Below are 17,060 nucleotides of genomic sequence, written 5' to 3'. Positions count from 1 at the left end.
GGGTGTCTCGCCATATGTGGCCTAGAATTTTGGGCAATCGGCGGGCTTAGGGGCGTGGGATGCTCGGGTGTGTCTTGGGGTGATCGAGTGCTTTGGGTGCCTCGCGGGGGCCTCCAAGCCCTAACCTGACCCTGCTCGCCGCCCAGGTCAGTGCACCGGCGCTGAGGAGCGCGAGCAGTAGGCCAGCGATGTGTAGCGAGAGCGACGGGAGCCCGTGCTCGGGGAGCATGAATCCGTAGGGCACCCAGCCGTCCGTGGCGCCGCGAATCAGAACCACCGTGAGCCAAACGAGGGGATACGGAAGTACGAGAGCCAGATCGTGCGCCAGGGGAGCGTGGGTCGGTCGGCCACGAGCACCCAGTCTGCCGCCACAAAGAGGGGGAGCCCGATGTGCAGCGCGATGCTCACCCACGCGGGGGCGGAGCCGGTGCCGGGCACGATGCCGTTGTAGATCGCGGACACGATCAACATGCAGGCGACGGAGACTGAGCGTGCATAGCTGAGCCAGGCGACGGGTTGGCCCCGCAGGGTCGTGACGCCCGTCGCGATCAGAATCGCGCCCGTGCCAAGGCTTGTCTGGTTGGTGAAGTAGCCAAAGAAGTCAAACGGACTACTGTTGCCGGCGGCGAGCCCATCGAGGTAGGCGTAGCCCACGACCGCAATGGCGGCCGAACCGATGGCGATCCGAATCCAAGCGATTGCGAACCGTGGGGTGCTCATCATGCGGGCCAGCCTACAGCGCAGAACAATGGGAGACTCCCTTTGCCTGGCTGGGGTCTTGTGGTGGTGGGCGCTACTGGGATCGAACCAGCGCAAGAATTTGGGGCCGACGCGAAGCGTTGGTGATTCTCGCGAGGTCACTGGTGGGATGGAAGAAGCCCCGACCGTGGTCGGGGCTTGGTGGTGGGCGATACTGGGATCGAACCAGTGACCTCTTCCGTGTGAAGGAAGCGCGCTACCGCTGCGCTAAACGCCCATTTTGTCATGCTTCCTTACGAAAGCCAACGAGTTCGATAGTACACGGATTTGGGTCGACGCTTGCGAGCCCGACAGGGAAGGCGCGAGATCCTGCGGATTCGCCACCACTAGTTCGGGCGTGTCGTTATCGGTGCGAGTGCGCTGTCGAGGTGGGCCTCGAGTTGGGTACTGACGTTACCTAGGTGCTCGAGTTCGGTGCGCATTTCGTTGTAGTGAGCGATGTCATCCTGGAGTTCAGTGAGGGTCTGGTTGAGGCCAGCACGCCGCTCCTTGAGCGATCTGTTTATTGCCTCGCCGGCTTTGGGGTTCGAGGCGAACTCGCGCTTCTTGTTTCTGCGGTTAAATTCTGCCGTATCCGCATCGAACGCGGCAACGGCCTTGTCGTATTCCACCTTGCGCTCTTCGACATCAATGCGCAGCTCTTTCATGCGAGACCTGAGGTCGCTCGCGTCGTTCTGGAGTCCCCGAAACACGCTCTGGTATCCCCGGTAGCTTTTGGTGATCTCCGCACGGTTTGTGAACCATTGCGCGTAATGCTCTTCAAGCCACTCGGGAAGATCCTCTTGTTCGCTGCCAAAGACCGAGTGGAGTTCGGCCGCAAATGCGGTGCGGGGGAGGCTGGCATACATCTCCATTCGCCGGGTAGGATCCGGTTCCTTCTGCGAACGTTCATCGTAAAGCTTGAGCAGTTTCTCGGCCAGTGCTGTGCGGTCGCCGGGCTGCATGCGCGCGTATGCGGCATGCAGAAGTTCGTGAGCGGCGGTTACCTTGACGATCCCGGATACGCGCGGATCGGCCACGTTGTACAGGTGGATGCGATCTTCGATGAAGCAGCCGAGGACGTGGCCTGCTGCACCGTGCTTCACTTCGGAGCACTGAGTGTTGAAGTACTGGGTACCGTCGAGGGTAGGGCGACTCGCGAGAAAGATGCGTGTTCCCTCATCGGTGAGTTTCAGTGAATCCTTGAGATCAATAACTGCAGCGGTGGGGGTGAAGCTTGCGGCCGAGATTTTGTCTTGAATCAGCTGTCGGTTCATCACCGCGACCACGGTTGCTGCGATGAGTGCGCACGCCAAGACGATCGCGATGATGTGCCGCACACGTGCGGCCGGCGGGCCACTCATGCCACAACCGTATCGGGGTGGAGGGCCCCGGGTCGAGGGGTGGAGGCACAAGAATCCGCATGATTTGGCGCGGCACGCCCGGGGTCGGTAGTGTGATTTGCGTGGGTGCCCGCGGCCCCCCTATAGTTATCTACGTCGCCGCAAACGGAAACGTGATCGGGTCAGACATGCGGATGTGGCGCAGCTGGTAGCGCACAACCTTGCCAAGGTTGGGGTCGCGAGTTCGAATCTCGTCATCCGCTCTAGTAGTTTTAGGTAACTAAGATTACTGCGTGGGCAACCACTTAGGTGGCGTGGCCGAGAGGATAGGCACCGGCCTGCAAAGCCGTTTACACGGGTTCGAATCCCGTCGCCACCTCTCTACAACTGAATAGCCTGAAATATATAGGCGCGATTGGCGCAGCGGTAGCGCACTTCCCTGACACGGAAGGGGTCACTGGTTCGATCCCAGTATCGCGCACTTGAGAAAAGCCTCGACTTCGGTCGGGGCTTTTCGTGTTGGATCTCCAGTGACCCGCGAGAATTGCCAACGCTTCGCGTCGGCTCTGAAATTCTCGCGCTGGTTCGATCCCAGTATCGCGCACTTGAGAAATGCCAGATCAGCCCTGGATTCCTGAAAATGGAATCCGGGGCTTTTTTGTTTTGCTTGGCAAGTGCTTGGCAAACTTAGGACACAAAGAGTGGATGGTGTGGGGCGCGTTTAGCTCCGTCTGGCCCATCCAATGCGTAGCCAGAGTCCTTCTGCCGCCTCTAGTCCTGCGTCGTAGAGACTGAGTGGGATTTCTTTGAACGTGAGGAACCATTCCGCGCCCCGCTGCATATGTCGTTCGCTCATGCCGCGAGAATTGCCAACCTGGCGGTCCCTGAGGGTCACCGTCGCAAGTTTAATTGGGCTCCGGCGCCTCAGGGGGCGTGGCCAATCGATTCGGCGATTCGGGGTCAGGCTGTGCCATCTGCGACGGGGCGCGACGTGCGGTGCCAGGATCATCAACCCGAGTTTTCCAGGGAACCGTGAACACCCCAGGGACACCGGCAAGCAGCTTGTACAGAGCCAGCGCAACGAGGATGGAAATTGCGACTGCGATTGGTACGAAGATCAGCTGAACACCCATCGGGACCTGCACAGTCACCTTGCTCAGTATGAGGGAAAGCGCGAGTAGCGGAAGGAAATGTATTAGGTAGATCGGCATTGTTCGTCGCCCTAGAAGCGCAACCCACCCGAAGCCCTTGATCCGAACGAGAAGGGACGCGAGCGCTACTCCTGCAGCGACGCCGAGAATGCAAATAATGAACCTCACGCCGACCACACTCGGAATGAGTCCGGCGCGATTGAAGACTGAAACCCCGAGGTATACGGTGATGAGAATCACCGCCGTGACCACGTTCAACTGTTCAACTTTGCGCAACGACCAGGCGCGAAGGTTAATGCCTGCAACATAAAAGAAGAAATAAGAAACGGTCTTCAACCATTCCAAGTTCGCAATTGGGAGCAGGCCAGATAGCGCCAACACTGAAATCAGTGCTGCTGCGATAAGCACGATGTTCGAGTTCACTCCACGCAGTGCCCAAATCGTGATGGCATACAGCGCAAGTGCGTAGAGAAACCAAAGACTCGTGTGCGGGCTCGTAAATAATTTGAAGGCGTCCTGCCAGTGGGGATCAAGCGCTGGCGGATGTATGAACTGGACGTACAGCGTCCTGCCCGCAACCCAGACTGCGTACAGGTAGAGGAGCAGTGACAGCCGCTTGTTCCACAGTGTCTTAAACGAATAGGTCGGTAGCTTGTACGAAACTAGCCCTGAGACGAACAGAAATAGAGGCATCCGCAGCGTTTCCAGAAGCTCCAGTGCTTTGTTCCAAAAAGGGGCGTATCCGACCAGCCCCAAGAGCAACGCCGCGTGGAAGAAGACCACAGCAATGATTGCAATGCCGCGGGCTGTGTCAATCCATAAGATACGACGAGGTATCATGCCATGAATCTACCAGGGTGCTGACCAAGTGTCATGAGCATGTTCAACGTGCTTCGGCTCGTCAATCCTGTGGACAGAAGCCAGTTCACTGATAGGCTGTCGTCGTGATCTCTTAAGTTTCGAAACACTCCCGCGCTGCGGCACTGCCCGGCGGGACCCTTCGATGCTTAAGGCTACCCATTGGCTCTATCGCCTCACGTCACCCCTCTTTCTCATGCGAGCGGGCGCACTACCTCTCCGCTGCACCTGAGCATCGATGCGATCTCGGTCGCATTCGCGACGCGCCGCGTGCTCACCAATGTCACCTTCACCGTGGCCTCAGGGGAGCGCACCGGACTTATCGGCGAAAACGGCTCGGGAAAATCCACGCTGCTGCGCGCGGCTGCGGGTCTCATCGTGCCGGATCGCGGCTTCGCGGGTCCCGTCGGCGCCGCGGCCGCGGCTGACGGTCGCGCCACCGTAGGACTCCTGCACTAGGAACCGCCATTTGCCCCTGAATCTTCGATACGAGACGCGCTCGAACAGGCCGTCGCGCCGTCGCGCAATGCTGTGGCCGAGGTCGACCTGGCCGCTGCAGCGCTCGGCGAGTCCATCGAGGGTGCCGCCGACCGCTATGCCGCTGCCCTCGACAATGCCGAACGGCTCGACGCGTGGACCATAGATGCGCGCATCGCGAGCATGTTGGCCGGGCTCGGGCTCGCGGGCATCGACGTCGACCGGGGCGCACATACCCTCTCGGGTGGCCAGCTTGCCCGACTCTCGCTGGCCTGGCTGCTCCTGCGTGCGCCAGACGTGCTGCTGCTCGATGAGCCCACCAATCACCTCGATGACTCAGCAATCGAGCATCTGCGACGCGTGCTCGACAGCTGGCGCGGCCCCGTGCTCATTGCGAGCCACGACCGCGCGTTTCTTGACGAAACGGTGACGAGCCTGGTCGACCTTGATCCCGCTCCGCGCACCGTGCGTGCCGCGGAATCGGGCAATGAGGCAGGCTCTGGGTTGGGTGTGACGCGCTTCACCGGCAGCTACAGCGAGTACCTCGCCGAGCGCGCCCAGACGCGCGCACGATGGGAGCGGCAGTACCGTGATGAACAGTCTGAACTCGCGCGGTTGCGCGCCGGCATCGGGGATAGCCAGCAGGTGGGGCACGAGGATTGGAAGCCGCGTTCTGAATCGCGGATGGCCCAAAAGTTTTACGCCGATCGCAACGCCCGAGTCGTCGCGCGTCGCGTCAACGATGTTCGTGCGCGGTTCGAGGAACTCGATGCCCGGCAGATTCGCAAACCGAGCGAGCAATTGCAGTTCCTGGGGATTGCGTCGATGGAAGACCCTGGTCGGCAGTTGGCCGATCCGGATCAAGACACGCCCGCCCCGCTCATGACCGCGACCCGAGCCGCGGTCGACGGGCGGCTCGGGCCCGTCGATCTGCAGCTCGAGGCGGGGGAGAAGCTGCTCATCACCGGCCCCAATGGCGTCGGCAAGTCCACCCTGTTGGGTCTGCTGGGCGGTTACCTCGCCCCGACCACGGGCGCGGTCGATCTCGCCCCGGGTGCGAGCGTGGGGCTTCTGACCCAGCGCGTACATATCCCTGATCCGGATCAGCGTGGGCCCGGGCGCACCGCGGCCGAGGCCTATCGCGATCGCGTGGGGATCGATCGTGCGGAGCTGGTGCCGCTCGCGACGTTCGGACTGTTGCGGGCAGAGGACGAACGGCAGCCGGTTGCCGTCCTCAGCCTCGGGCAGCAGCGTCGCCTCGCGCTCGCGATCCTGCTCGCAAGCCCGCCCGCCCTGCTCCTGCTCGACGAGCCCACGAATCACCTGTCGCTGACCCTCGTCAGTGACCTGGAACGCGCAATCGAGAGCTACCCGGGGACGGTGGTTGTGGCCTCGCATGACCGGTGGCTGCGCGAGCGTTGGCAGGGGGCGCGGCTCGCCCTCACTGAATAGGTCACGGGATTCACGCGCCGGTTCCCGATAGAATCATTGGGTTAGCATCCGACTTAAAAGGAGTGTGCCCCTGTGGCCGATGGCTTCTCGCTGTTTACCGATCGTTCGATCGTCGCCATGCGCGTCGATGGTGAGTTGAAAGATCTCGCCGCAGAGGTCACGGACACCAGCACAGTCGAGCCGGTGTCCATCGACTCCGAGGACGGCCTGAACATTCTGCGCCACTCGGCCGCGCATGTGCTTGCGCAGGCCGTGCAGCGAGTTAACCCCGAAACGAAGCTCGGCATTGGCCCGCCCATCACCGATGGGTTCTACTACGACTTTGCCCCCGAGACTGCATTCACCCCCGAGGACCTCAAGGCCCTCGAGAAGGAAATGCAGAAGATCATCAAGCAGGGCCAGCGCTTCGTGCGTCGCGTGGTGACTGAGGACGAGGCGCGGGCCGAGCTCGCCGCCGAGCCCTACAAGCTCGAACTCATCGGGCTCAAGGGGGGAGCAACCGGCGACGACAACGAGAGTGTTGAGGTCGGCGGTGCCGAGCTCACCATTTACGACAACGTCGATCCGAAGACCGGCGAGGTGTGCTGGAGCGACCTGTGCCGCGGGCCGCACGTTCCCTCAACGCGCATGATTGGCAACGGTTGGGCGCTGATGCGCTCGGCCGGTGCCTACTGGCGCGGCAGCGAGAAGAACCCGATGCTGCAGCGCATCTACGGCACAGCCTGGCCCACCAAGGACGAGCTGCGCGCCCACCAGACGCGTCTCGAGGAGGCAGCCAAGCGCGACCACCGCAAGTTGGGCGTCGAGCTCGACCTGTTCAGCTTCCCCGACGAGATCGGCTCAGGCCTCGCGGTGTTCCACCCCCGGGGCGGCATCATCCGCCACGAGATCGAAAACTTCATGCGCTCGGAGCTGATCAAGCACGGCTACGAGGTAGTGAACACCCCGCACATCACCAAGGGCAGCCTGTTCGAGACCAGCCAGCACCTGGCCTGGTACAAGGACGGCATGTTCCCGGCCATGCACCTCGATGCGGTCGTGAACGATGAGACGGGCGAGACGATCAAGCCGGGCCAGGATTACTACCTGAAGCCCATGAACTGCCCGTTCCACAACCTGATCTACCGGGCACGTGCTCGCAGCTACCGCGAGCTGCCGCTGCGCCTCGCCGAGTTCGGCACCGTCTACCGCTACGAGAAGAGCGGCACCCTCTCGGGCCTCACGCGCGTGCGCGGCCTGACTCAGGACGACGCGCACATCTACGTCACCGATGAGCAGGCCAAGGACGAAATCAAGCGCCAGCTCAACTTCGTGTTTGACACGCTGCGCGCCTACGGGCTCAACGACTTCTACCTCGAGCTCTCGACACGCGACCCTGAGAAGTCGGTGGGCACCGCAGAACAGTGGGCCGACGCCGAGCAGACGCTGCGCGAAGTGGGCGAGGAATCGGGTCTTGAGCTCGTCGCCGACCCCGGTGGCGCCGCGTTCTACGGCCCCAAGATTTCGGTCCAGGCGCGCGACGCTATTGGCCGCACCTGGCAGCTGTCGACTGTGCAGCTCGACTTCAACCAGCCTGCGCTGTTTGAGCTCGAGTACGCGGCCGCCGACGGCACGCGCAAGCAGCCCGTCATGATTCACCGCGCACTGCTTGGTTCGGTGGAGCGCTTCTTCGCCATTCTGCTCGAGCACTATGCCGGTGCATTCCCCGTGTGGCTGTCGCCTGTGCAGGTCGTGGGCATTCCCGTGGCCGAGCAGTATGGCGAGTACCTCGACGGTGTCATTGCCCAGCTGCGCGAGCAGGGTGTGCGAGCCGAGGTGGATCACTCCGACGACCGCATGCCGAAGAAGATTCGCACGCACACCAAGGCGAAGGTGCCCTTCCAGCTCATCGCTGGCGAGGACGACCGTGCGGCCGGTGCTGTGAGCTTCCGCTTCCGCGACGGCACGCAGCTCAACGGTGTGCCCGTGGCCGAGGCGATTGCGCGCATCACGGGCGCGATCGCGAGCCATGAGCAGGTGTCGACGGCGTGGACGGAGTAGAAACCCTCGCCACCACGGCCGCTGTGGGCTCGCCTGACGAGACGCAGCGGCTGTGGGTGCCGCACCGCATGGTGTACGTGGCAGACCACCATCAGCCCGATCACACCGATTGCCCGTTCTGCGCCGCACCCGCGAAGGCTGATGACGACGCGTTGATTGTCGCTCGCGGCAAGACCGCGTACGTATTGCTCAACCTGTTCCCGTACAACAGCGGGCACATGCTCGTGTGCCCATACCGGCATATTGCGAGCTATGAAGAAGCGACGCCCGAGGAGATCGCCGAGATCGGTGAACTCACCCAGCGCGCTATGCAGGCCGCCCGCGCGGCGCTCAACTGCGACGGCTTCAACATTGGCATGAACCAGGGTGAGGTTGCCGGCGCGGGAATCGCGGCTCACCTGCACCAGCACGTGGTGCCGCGGTGGGCGTCAGACGCTAATTTCTTTCCGATCATCGCAAAGACGAAGGCAATGCCGCAGTTGCTCGGTGATGTGCGCGACGCCATCGCCGCGGCCTGGCCGCACCCATAGAAGCAGCACGCACAGCCTCGCCCCCAGCGGCGAGGCGCACACCTAGACTGATATCCAACGTTTGAACTGAAGAAAGAGGAGCTCCAGTGGCAGGACACTCCAAGTGGGCAACCACTAAGCACAAGAAGGCAATCCTTGATTCGCGTCGCGCAAAGGCGTTTGCGAAGTACATCAAGGTGATCGAAGTTGCTGCACGTATCGGCGGGCCCGATATGGCAGGCAACCCAGCGCTGTCTGAGGCGGTGCACAAGGCGAAGAAGAACTCGGTACCGGGCGACAACATCGATCGCGCGATCAAGCGCGGCGCTGGTCTCGACGGTGACGCGGTCGAGTACATCACGATCATGTATGAAGCGTACGGGCCCAACGGCGTCGCGCTCATGGTCGAGTGTCTCACCGACAACAAGAACCGTGCCGCAGCAGAGGTGCGCACAGCGCTCAGCCGCAATGGTGCAACGCTCGCGGATCCGGGCAGCGTCGCGTACAACTTCGCTCGCAAGGGCGTCATTACGGTCCCCGCTGAGGGCACGACCGAGGACGACGTCATGATGGCAGTGCTCGAGGCCGGCGCCGAGGAGGTCGCGCAGACCCCCAACGGCGAGGCGTTCGAGATCATCACCGAGGCTGCCGACCTGGGCGCTGCTCGCGACGCCCTCGTCGCCGCTGGCATCGACTACGACTCGGCAGACGCTGAGTTCGTGCCGAGCATGAAGGTCGAGGTCGACGCAGACACTGCTCGCAAGGTGTTCCGCATCATCGACGCACTCGAAGACAGCGACGACGTGCAGAACGTGTTCTCCAACTTCGACCTGCCCGCTTCGGTGCAGGAGGAACTGGCGAACGACGAGTAACGTGCGCGTTATCGGAATCGATCCCGGCCTCACGCGATGTGGGGTCGGGATCGTCTCGTCTGGGGCGGGACGGCGTGTGGTGTTCGAGCACGTGGAGGTGCTGCAGAGTGCCGCGAGTGAGAGCCTGCCGCGTCGGTTACATTTGCTGGGATCCGGCATCGAACGCATTCTCGATGGTGAGCGACCAGACGCGATTGCTCTCGAGCGCGTCTTTGCGCAGCAGAACCTTCCCAGCGTGATGGGGGTCGCGCAGATTAGCGGCGTCGTGATGTTTCTCGCGGCCCAGCGCGATATTCCGGTCGCAATGTACACCCCCAACGAGGTGAAGGCGCAGGTGACCGGCTACGGCAGCGCCGAGAAAGCCCAGGTCACCACGATGGTGACGCGGCTTTTGGGGCTTGCCGCCCCGCCTCGCCCCGCTGACGCCGCCGACGCGCTCGCGCTCGCGATCACGCACGTGTGGCATCTGGGGCGCGGTGGTGCGCCGGATCGCGAGGGCCGTAGCCCGGCTCCAGGCGGGGAGACGCCCGCCCAGCGTGCGTGGCGCGAGGCTGAGGCCAGGGCCGGCGCGAAGCGTGGCGCGCGGGGCTAGTTGGGCTCCTCGAGCTTTTAGAGTGGTGCTGGTGCCTTCTGCCTGTATCGGAGGGTGAAATCGCGTCCACCCGCCTTGCTCGATCGGTTTTTGTAGGGCCCTCAACAACGAATCATTCGAAAGTTTGTATGGTGAGGCCCCGAAAATGGGGCCTGAATGTCGGAGGTATGGTCTGTACTTAGTACATGAACATCCCGGCTCCAGATTCCGTTCCCCGCGCGTCGCGTGGCGATGGTGCCGGCTCGGGTGCTGGTGATGGCTCGGCTGCGGCCGGGCCAGCTGGCGCCGACGGGATCGGGCTGGTTGAGTACTTTACTCGGCAGCAGCGGGCTCTGGACCGTGACCGGCTCGCGACCTATGCCGCGCTCCTGGGAGCTGCGGTCGAGGGTGAGGCCTCGACAGAATTTTCTTACCGCGCGTTGCGGGCCGAACTTGCGGCCGCTCAGCATGTGAGTGAGCACTCGGTTGAACGCGAACTCGATCTCGCCTGCGCCATCGATACGCGGTACCCCGGGTTGGGGGAGGTGCTCGGCGCAGGCCTGGTGAGCGTGGCTCATGTGCGCGTGATCTGTGATGCCGGCGTGGTGATCGGAACTGGCAGCGGGGCACTCCTGAACCATGCGCTCTACGAAGCAGCGGTGTTGCCCTACGCGATTGAAGAGACGCCAGCCCGACTGCGGTCGATCGCTAAGCGGCTTGCCGAAGAGTTTGCTGAGGTCTCGCTCGACGAGCGGCATGCGGCGGCGCGCAGATTACGCCGGGTCGAGGTGCACGACTGTGAAGACGGCATGGCTGAGCTCTATGCCTACTTGCCAGCCGAAGTGGCCTACGCCATCAAAGACCGATTGCATCAGATCGCGAAGACCGTGTGGCAAGCGGAACCCGGGGCGGCTCCCGACTCATCGGGGGTGGCTACCGCTGGTTTGCTGGCTGGCAGTGGCAGTGGCAGCGCGGCAGAACACGACTTGCCCCCGGCGCGGAGCCTGGACGAGGTCCGCGCCGACACCCTTGCCGAACTCCTGTTGAACGCGAACCCATATACGGACATGGACCTCAGCGACGGCGCGAAAGCGCGGGTCGCGGAGCGCGGCTACTTCGCTCATCTGCAGGTCCTGGTTCCGGTTGAGGCCCTGCAACCAGGCGATCAATTTTCGGCCGGTAGTTCTGGTTCTGGTTCTGGTTCTGGTTCTGCTTCGGGATCGGGCTTTTGCTCGGACCTCAACCTCACCGGGCGTCAGCGGCCGGTATGCGAGCTTGTCGGATACGGGCCTATCGCCACACTCCTGGCCGTCGAAATGCTCGAATCCTCCCACAACATCTACCGCGTTGATGTCAATGCGGTCGGCAACGTGTTGGCCGTCGAACGGCGGCATCCCTCAAAACGAATGAAAGACCTGCTGCGGGCTCGAGACCAGCGCTGTCGATTCGTGGGGTGTACTCGGCCCGCAGTGCGGTGTGACATTGACCACACCATTGACTGGCAAAACGGTGGACCGACCTCGACCACCAATCTTGAACACCTTTGCAAGGGGCATCACACTTTGAAGCACCACAGCGAGTGGAACCCTGAGCTCGATGAAACGGGTACGCTCACCTGGACGAGTCCTTCCAAGCGGGTCTACAGCGACAGGCCACCGGGGCGCCGCTATGGCGACCCACCGGGCCGCCCACGAACCCCTTCGTTGCGGACGGGGCGAACTGTGAGATTCACCGCCGAGTCCGACGCGGAAACCGGGACTGACGCCGAACCTTCGATACATCAGGCGCATCCATTCGGCGCAGACTTCTACAAACGTCTGGATAGTCTGGACAATCCAGATAGTTCCGACGAGCATGGCACTGATGCCTCCGCAGGCCCGTCCCCGTTCTAAAACGCTTGGAACGGCTATGCCTCCGGGGGGCGAGAATCACGAGTGTCACGAGCGTCGTGAGCGTCGTGAGCGTCGTGAGCGCTGTGGGCGTCGTGGGAATCGTGTGAGCCCCGACCAGTATCCGCATCGCTCGCGCTGGGCAGCGGTTCCGGGAGCGCGTCGAGAAGCGAGCCAGGAAGCGGCCTTGGCAGAGACTCCGGCTGCGTGCTGGGCCGCGAACCATCGTCGAGTGACTCCCCGGGCAACGAGATCGGCAGCGTGATCGCGCCGGTCGCGAGGGCTTCCTCGACGGCCTGTTCGACCTGCCGCTGCCTGCGTAGCTGAATCCGACTCAGGGTGCGCTGCTCGGGGAGGCTCCAGCCGAATCGCACCGCCAGCAACCGCAGCACAGCCGTCACCACGACGCAGACGATACCCGCAGTCATCACGGGCACGCCGAATGAGAGGAGCACTACGAGCGTCCCGACGCCCGCGAGGCTCGCGACCGCATACAGTGACCCGACGTGCATGAGCGCGATCGGAATGTTGAGCATGAGGTCGCGGAGCACGCCGCCACCCACTGCTGCCACGGTGCCGATGAAGAGCGCGGGCACGACGGGGAGCCCAAACGAGAGCGCCTTCGTGGTGCCCAGCGCGCCGAATATGCCGATGCTCACCGCGTCAAACACGGTGATGACAGGGTCAACCTTTTCGAGCAGTCGCGCGAGCAGCATGCCCATGAACGCGGCGAGTGTGCCCACGATGAGGTACAGGTTGTCGGAGAACGCGGCGGGGCTGATTCCGAGCAGCACATCGCGCAAGAATCCACCACCAATGCCCGAGAAGATGCCGATCATCGCCACACCGAGCAGATCGATGCGCTTAAACCCTGCCGCAAACATGGCGCCCTGCAGACTGCCCACGGCAGCGGCAATCAGATCAATCGGAAGGGCAATGCGGAAAGTCTCGTCAAGCACCCTTCCATTTTCCCTCATTCACATGAATGTGCAGAACCGGAGCGTGCCGTGCCAGCGCGCCGTGCCCAGCACCCGCGCACCCGGGTGCGTGATACTGGACGGGTGCCCCTCTATCGCGAAGAAGGCGTCGTCTTGCGCACGCACAAGCTCGGCGAAGCCGACCGCATCGTCACGCTGCTGACGCGCGGTCGCGGCTTGCTGCGCGCGGTTGCGAAGGGCGTGCGGCGCACAACCTCGAAGTTTGGGGCCCGACTCGAACCCTTTATGGTGGTCGACCTGCAGTGCTACGAGGGCCGCAGCCTCGACAGCGTCACCCAGGCAGAAACGCTCGGGGCCTACGGCGCGGCGATCAGCGCCGACTACGACCGCTACCGCGCGGGCAGCGCGATCGTCGAGACCGCCGAGCGGCTGGGCGAGGGAGGCCCGTCGCTGCCGCTCTACGCGTTACTCATTGGCGCGCTGCGCACGCTCGCGGCGGGCAAGATTGATCCGGAACTCGTGCGTGACGGTTACCTGTTGCGGGCGATGTCGGCGGCGGGCTGGACGCCCGGATTTGTCGACTGTGTGCGCTGCGGCGCGCCCGGACCGCACACCGTGGTGTCGGTGCAGGCGGGCGGCGTGCTGTGCGAGGCCTGCCGGGTGGCGGGGCCACCCCGACTCGACCCCGAAAGCGTCGCCCTGTTGAACGCCTTGCTCGAGGGGGACTGGGAGACCGCAGTCGCATCGAATGCGCGCCAGCGCGAGCAGGCCGCGGGGATCGCGGCGGCCTATGCGCAGTGGCATCTCGAGCGTGGGCTCCGGTCACTGGGAGTGGCGCGCCGCTGATCCGGAGACACCGGATCACGGGCCGGGCCGGGTAACGGCCTATGCTTTCAAACATGCCCGTAGCTCCACAATCCCTCGTGCCCGTCGACTGGACGGGTGAGCAGCCCCCCGTGTTTCGGGGCCCCGCGCCGGCGCACGTTGCGATCGTGATGGACGGAAATGGTCGCTGGGCGAACAAGCGTGGCTTGGCGCGTGTCGAAGGGCACCGCATGGGGGAGCAGGCACTGCTCGACGTGGTTGCCGGCGCCATCCAAGCGGGTGTGGAGCATCTCAGCGTCTACGCGTTCTCGACGGAGAACTGGCGCCGCTCGCCCGACGAGGTGCGCTTTCTCATGGGATTCAACCGCGACGTCTTGAGGCGACGGCGGGCGCAGCTTGATGCCTGGAATGTGCGCATGCGCTGGGCAGGGCGCAAGCCCCGGCTGTGGGGGTCGGTGATCAACGAGCTGCGTGCGTCTGAGCGTGCCACGGCCACCAACACGGGCCTCACCCTCACGATGTGTGTCAACTACGGTGGTCGTAACGAACTCACCGACGCAGTGCGAGCGATTGCCGCCGAGGTCGAGGCGGGAAGGCTCTCGCCCAAGGGCATCACGGAGCGCACGATCGAACGGCACTTGTACGTGCCGGAGCTGCCCGACGTCGACCTGTTCTTGCGCAGCTCGGGGGAGCAGCGCACCTCAAACTTCATGCTGTGGCAGTCGGCCTACGCCGAGATGGTGTTTCTTGACACGCTGTGGCCCGACTTTGACCGCGGTGAACTGTGGCGCGCGATCGAGATCTATCACGACCGCGACCGGCGCTTTGGCGGCGCGGTCGATACGCCTGACGACGGGAAATAGCCGGGGCCGTGGCCGGCATAAGAGCCGGGGCGCAGCGTTGGGCCGAACGTCAGTGGTCCATGCGAGAATGGACGCGATGTCTTCTCTTACGCTTTCGCAATCATCATTGACCGCGCCACGGCTGCGCATTGGCCCGATCGAGCTCGACGTACCTGTCGTGCTCGCGCCCATGGCCGGTATTACGAACACCGCGTTTCGCCGGCTCTGCCGCGAACACGGTGCCGGACTCTATGTGAGCGAAATGATCACGAGCCGTGCGCTCGTCGAGCGCACTCCCACGTCGATGCGCCTCATCAAGCACCACGAGAGCGAAACCCCGCGGTCGATTCAGCTCTACGGTGTCGATCCGAAGACGGTCGCCGAGGCCGTGAAGTTTCTGGTGGGCGAAGACCTAGCAGATCACATCGACCTGAATTTTGGTTGCCCCGTGCCCAAGGTGACGCGGCGCGGCGGCGGTTCAGCGCTGCCGTGGAAGAGTGACCTGTTTAACGCCATCGTGACCGATGCAGTGCAGGCGGCGGGCGACATTCCCCTCACGATTAAGATGCGCAAGGGCATCGACGAGGATCACCTCACGTTCCTTGACGCTGCACGCGCGGCTGAGCAGGCGGGTGTTGCCGCGATCGCGCTGCACGGCCGCACGGCAAGCCAGCACTACTCGGGCACCGCCGACTGGAACTCGATTGCAGAGCTGAAGCAGGCAATCACGAGCGTGCCGATCCTCGGCAACGGCGACATTTGGTCGGCCGAGGACGCGGTTCGCATGATGCGCGAGACCGGCTGCGACGGCGTCGTGGTCGGCCGTGGCTGCCTCGGGCGCCCGTGGCTGTTTGGTGACCTCGACGCAGCGTTTCGGGCCGAGGCCGGCGAGATCAGCCACGAGCAAGCTGCACAGCAGATGGCGAAGCCGCCGCTCGGATTCGTGTTGCAGACCATGCGCCGCCACACCGAGCTGCTCTCCGAGTTCTTCGAGGATGAGGCGCACGCGTGCCGCGACATTCGCAAGCACGTTGCCTGGTACTTCAAGGGCTACGGGCTCGGGGGCGATCTGCGTCGCTCGCTAGCGACCGTGGAATCGCTCGAACACATGGACGAAATTTTCGCCACCATGGACTCCGACATGCCGTACCCCGGTATCGGTGCCGAAGGCCAGCGTGGCCGAGCGGGCAGCCCCAAGCGCGTACACCTGCCTAACGGCTGGCTCGAGAGCCGCACCAGCGACAGCATCGACCGCGCGGCACTCGCGGAGGCCGAAATGTCGGGCGTCGGTGTCGACGGTGGCTGATCCGGCACTGCCCTCGGGCTACCGCGGCGAGGACGCCGAGCGGTTCGCCCCCGAGACCCACAGCGGTGCCCGCAGCGACTTCGCGCGCGACCGGGCCCGCGTGCTGCACTCGAGCGGCTGGCGCAGGCTCGCCGCGAAGACGCAAGTGCTGAGCCCCACGAGCGGCATCGACTTTGCGCGCAACCGCCTCACGCACTCCCTCGAGGTCGCCCAAATCGGCCGCGAGCTCGCGGTGTCGCTCGGGCTGTCGCAAGACATCGTGGACACGGCGTGCCTCGCGCACGATCTGGGGCACCCGCCGTTTGGGCACAATGGCGAGCGCGCGCTCAACGAGTGGGCCGAAGGCTTTGGCGGCTTTGAAGGCAACGCCCAAACCCTGCGCATTCTTACGCGCCTTGAGCCCAAGCGGTTCACGCCCGAGGGCGAGAGCATTGGGCTCAACCTGACCCGGGCGACGCTCGACGCGAGCTGCAAGTACCCCTGGGCGCTCGAAGAAGCTCCGGCAGGAAGCGCGAAGTTCGGGTACCTCGCCGACGATGCCGAGGTGTTCGACTGGCTGCGTGCCGGGGCTCCGGATCGGCACAAGTGTGCCGAGGCGCAGGTCATGGATCTGTCAGACGACATCGCCTATTCGGTCCACGATTTTGAAGATGCGATCGTCAGCGAACACATTGACCCGGCGATCCTGACGGCGCGATCGGGGCACGCCTCGCTGATCCGTGCCGTGGCGGAGTGGGCGGGCGGCGAATTCTCGAGCGACGAACTCGGGGCAGCGTTTGATCGGATGTCGCGCAGCGCGACCTGGCTGACGAGCTGGGACGGCTCGCGACGCGACCAGGCCAAGCTGAAGAACTTTACGAGTGACATGATTGGGCGCTTTGCCCGAGATTCGATCAAGGCGACGCTGGCGGCAACGAGCGGGCCACTCGCTCGGTACGGCGGTGATGTGGTCGTGCCACGCCACGTCGAGGCCGAGATTGCCGTGCTCAAGGGGATCGTCGCCGCGTTTGTGATGCAGGCGGGCCGACGACAGCCGACCTATCGGCGCCAACGCTCGCTGCTGACCGAGCTGCTGCACACGCTGTGGGAGTCGGGCCCCAGTCAACTCGAGCCCGCCTACGCCGCCGATTTTCGTGAGGCCGGCTCCGAAGCGGCCGCGCGTCGCGCGATCATTGACCAGGTTGCGTCGCTTACCGACCAGTCGGCGATCGCCTGGTACCAGCGGTTGTGTCAGGTACCTCTGGTCTAA

Annotated in this window: 16 protein-coding genes and 4 tRNA genes; 14 read left to right on the top strand and 6 right to left on the bottom strand. The window is 63.8% G+C overall.

Annotated features, from left to right (window positions below; all coding sequences use genetic code 11):
* Nucleotides 1-46: 46 nt before the first annotated feature.
* The 4 genes from C795_RS17320 to C795_RS0113425 all read right to left on the bottom strand — a co-directional run bounded on the left by C795_RS17320 (nt 47) and on the right by C795_RS0113425 (nt 2,102).
* Nucleotides 47-277 carry a hypothetical protein gene (locus C795_RS17320; RefSeq protein WP_157487148.1) on the bottom strand — a complete coding sequence of 77 codons (231 nt, stop codon included), beginning with the start codon at nt 275-277 and terminating at the stop codon, nt 47-49.
* Nucleotides 268-723, bottom strand: a complete 456-nt coding sequence (locus tag C795_RS16350; protein WP_157487147.1) for a Pr6Pr family membrane protein — start codon at nt 721-723, stop codon at nt 268-270. Before C795_RS16350 ends, C795_RS17320 begins: the two co-directional genes overlap by 10 nt.
* 178 nt (nt 724-901) lie before the next feature.
* Nucleotides 902-976, bottom strand: a tRNA-Val gene (locus C795_RS0113430).
* Between the two features lie 109 nt (nt 977-1,085).
* Nucleotides 1,086-2,102: a hypothetical protein gene (locus C795_RS0113425; protein WP_026139682.1), complete on the bottom strand. Its 1,017-nt coding sequence runs from the start codon at nt 2,100-2,102 to the stop codon at nt 1,086-1,088.
* 169 nt (nt 2,103-2,271) lie between these two features.
* Between C795_RS0113425 and C795_RS0113420 the strand changes: the two genes are divergently transcribed.
* The 3 genes from C795_RS0113420 to C795_RS0113410 all read left to right on the top strand — a co-directional run bounded on the left by C795_RS0113420 (nt 2,272) and on the right by C795_RS0113410 (nt 2,562).
* Nucleotides 2,272-2,344 (top strand) — tRNA-Gly (locus C795_RS0113420).
* Between the two features lie 45 nt (nt 2,345-2,389).
* Nucleotides 2,390-2,460 (top strand) — tRNA-Cys (locus C795_RS0113415).
* A 30-nt stretch (nt 2,461-2,490) separates the two neighbouring features.
* A tRNA-Val gene (locus tag C795_RS0113410) sits at nt 2,491-2,562 on the top strand.
* A 424-nt stretch (nt 2,563-2,986) separates the two neighbouring features.
* On the opposite strand, the gene C795_RS0113405 is transcribed toward C795_RS0113410, so the two are convergent.
* The gene (locus tag C795_RS0113405) at nt 2,987-4,072 is read right to left on the bottom strand and encodes an acyltransferase family protein (RefSeq protein WP_083879309.1); all 1,086 of its coding nucleotides are present in this window, start codon (nt 4,070-4,072) and stop codon (nt 2,987-2,989) included.
* A 180-nt stretch (nt 4,073-4,252) separates the two neighbouring features.
* Between C795_RS0113405 and C795_RS17760 the strand changes: the two genes are divergently transcribed.
* The 7 genes from C795_RS17760 (at nt 4,253) to C795_RS0113375 (ending at nt 11,903) form a co-directional block, all read left to right on the top strand.
* A complete protein-coding gene (locus C795_RS17760) occupies nt 4,253-4,549 on the top strand; it encodes an ATP-binding cassette domain-containing protein (RefSeq protein ID WP_017794264.1) in 297 nt (98 codons plus the stop codon).
* 72 nt (nt 4,550-4,621) lie between these two features.
* Nucleotides 4,622-6,019: an ATP-binding cassette domain-containing protein gene (locus C795_RS16345; RefSeq protein WP_017794263.1), complete on the top strand. Its 1,398-nt coding sequence runs from the start codon at nt 4,622-4,624 to the stop codon at nt 6,017-6,019.
* A 72-nt stretch (nt 6,020-6,091) separates the two neighbouring features.
* Entirely contained in the window at nt 6,092-8,059 is a 1,968-nt protein-coding gene (thrS, locus tag C795_RS0113395; RefSeq protein WP_017794262.1) for a threonine--tRNA ligase, read from the top strand.
* Nucleotides 8,047-8,589: an HIT family protein gene (locus tag C795_RS0113390; RefSeq protein ID WP_017794261.1), complete on the top strand. Its 543-nt coding sequence runs from the start codon at nt 8,047-8,049 to the stop codon at nt 8,587-8,589. Before thrS ends, C795_RS0113390 begins: the two co-directional genes overlap by 13 nt.
* A gap of 86 nt (nt 8,590-8,675) precedes the next feature.
* A complete protein-coding gene (locus tag C795_RS0113385; protein ID WP_017794260.1) occupies nt 8,676-9,440 on the top strand; it encodes a YebC/PmpR family DNA-binding transcriptional regulator in 765 nt (254 codons plus the stop codon).
* A 1-nt stretch (nt 9,441) separates the two neighbouring features.
* Nucleotides 9,442-10,032, top strand: coding sequence for a crossover junction endodeoxyribonuclease RuvC (ruvC, locus tag C795_RS0113380; RefSeq protein ID WP_017794259.1), 591 nt, complete (start codon nt 9,442-9,444; stop codon nt 10,030-10,032).
* A 185-nt stretch (nt 10,033-10,217) separates the two neighbouring features.
* The gene (locus C795_RS0113375) at nt 10,218-11,903 is read left to right on the top strand and encodes an HNH endonuclease signature motif containing protein (RefSeq protein WP_017794258.1); all 1,686 of its coding nucleotides are present in this window, start codon (nt 10,218-10,220) and stop codon (nt 11,901-11,903) included.
* Between the two features lie 14 nt (nt 11,904-11,917).
* Here the strand turns inward: C795_RS0113375 and C795_RS16085 are convergent, their stop codons facing one another.
* Nucleotides 11,918-12,859: a trimeric intracellular cation channel family protein gene (locus C795_RS16085; protein ID WP_017794257.1), complete on the bottom strand. Its 942-nt coding sequence runs from the start codon at nt 12,857-12,859 to the stop codon at nt 11,918-11,920.
* A gap of 102 nt (nt 12,860-12,961) precedes the next feature.
* Between C795_RS16085 and recO the strand changes: the two genes are divergently transcribed.
* From recO to C795_RS0113350, 4 genes are all read left to right on the top strand, one after another.
* Nucleotides 12,962-13,684: a DNA repair protein RecO gene (recO, locus tag C795_RS0113365; protein ID WP_026139681.1), complete on the top strand. Its 723-nt coding sequence runs from the start codon at nt 12,962-12,964 to the stop codon at nt 13,682-13,684.
* 53 nt (nt 13,685-13,737) lie between these two features.
* On the top strand, nt 13,738-14,526 hold the full coding sequence (locus C795_RS0113360) for an isoprenyl transferase (protein ID WP_026139680.1): 789 nt from the start codon (nt 13,738-13,740) through the stop codon (nt 14,524-14,526).
* Between the two features lie 76 nt (nt 14,527-14,602).
* Nucleotides 14,603-15,811: a tRNA dihydrouridine synthase DusB gene (gene dusB, locus C795_RS0113355; protein ID WP_033349818.1), complete on the top strand. Its 1,209-nt coding sequence runs from the start codon at nt 14,603-14,605 to the stop codon at nt 15,809-15,811.
* Nucleotides 15,804-17,060, top strand: coding sequence for a deoxyguanosinetriphosphate triphosphohydrolase (locus C795_RS0113350; protein WP_157487146.1), 1,257 nt, complete (start codon nt 15,804-15,806; stop codon nt 17,058-17,060). Before dusB ends, C795_RS0113350 begins: the two co-directional genes overlap by 8 nt.

The sequence above is a fragment of the Leucobacter salsicius M1-8 genome (assembly GCF_000350525.1).
Lineage (GTDB): Bacteria > Actinomycetota > Actinomycetes > Actinomycetales > Microbacteriaceae > Leucobacter > Leucobacter salsicius.
The sequence above is the reverse complement of the archived record's forward strand: the minus strand, read 5'-3'. Positions and strand labels throughout refer to the sequence as shown.

What these genes read in the sequence shown, in the direction of transcription:
- C795_RS0113425 (WP_026139682.1), bottom strand. Translation starts at nt 2,102, where the DNA reads ATGAGTGGCCCGCCGGCCGCACGTGTGCGGCACATCATCGCGATCGTC.
- C795_RS0113405 (WP_083879309.1), bottom strand. Translation starts at nt 4,072, where the DNA reads ATGATACCTCGTCGTATCTTATGGATTGACACAGCCCGCGGCATTGCA.
- C795_RS16350 (WP_157487147.1), bottom strand. Translation starts at nt 723, where the DNA reads ATGATGAGCACCCCACGGTTCGCAATCGCTTGGATTCGGATCGCCATC.
- C795_RS0113360 (WP_026139680.1), top strand. Translation starts at nt 13,738, where the DNA reads ATGCCCGTAGCTCCACAATCCCTCGTGCCCGTCGACTGGACGGGTGAG.
- dusB (WP_033349818.1), top strand. Translation starts at nt 14,603, where the DNA reads ATGTCTTCTCTTACGCTTTCGCAATCATCATTGACCGCGCCACGGCTG.
- C795_RS0113375 (WP_017794258.1), top strand. Translation starts at nt 10,218, where the DNA reads ATGAACATCCCGGCTCCAGATTCCGTTCCCCGCGCGTCGCGTGGCGAT.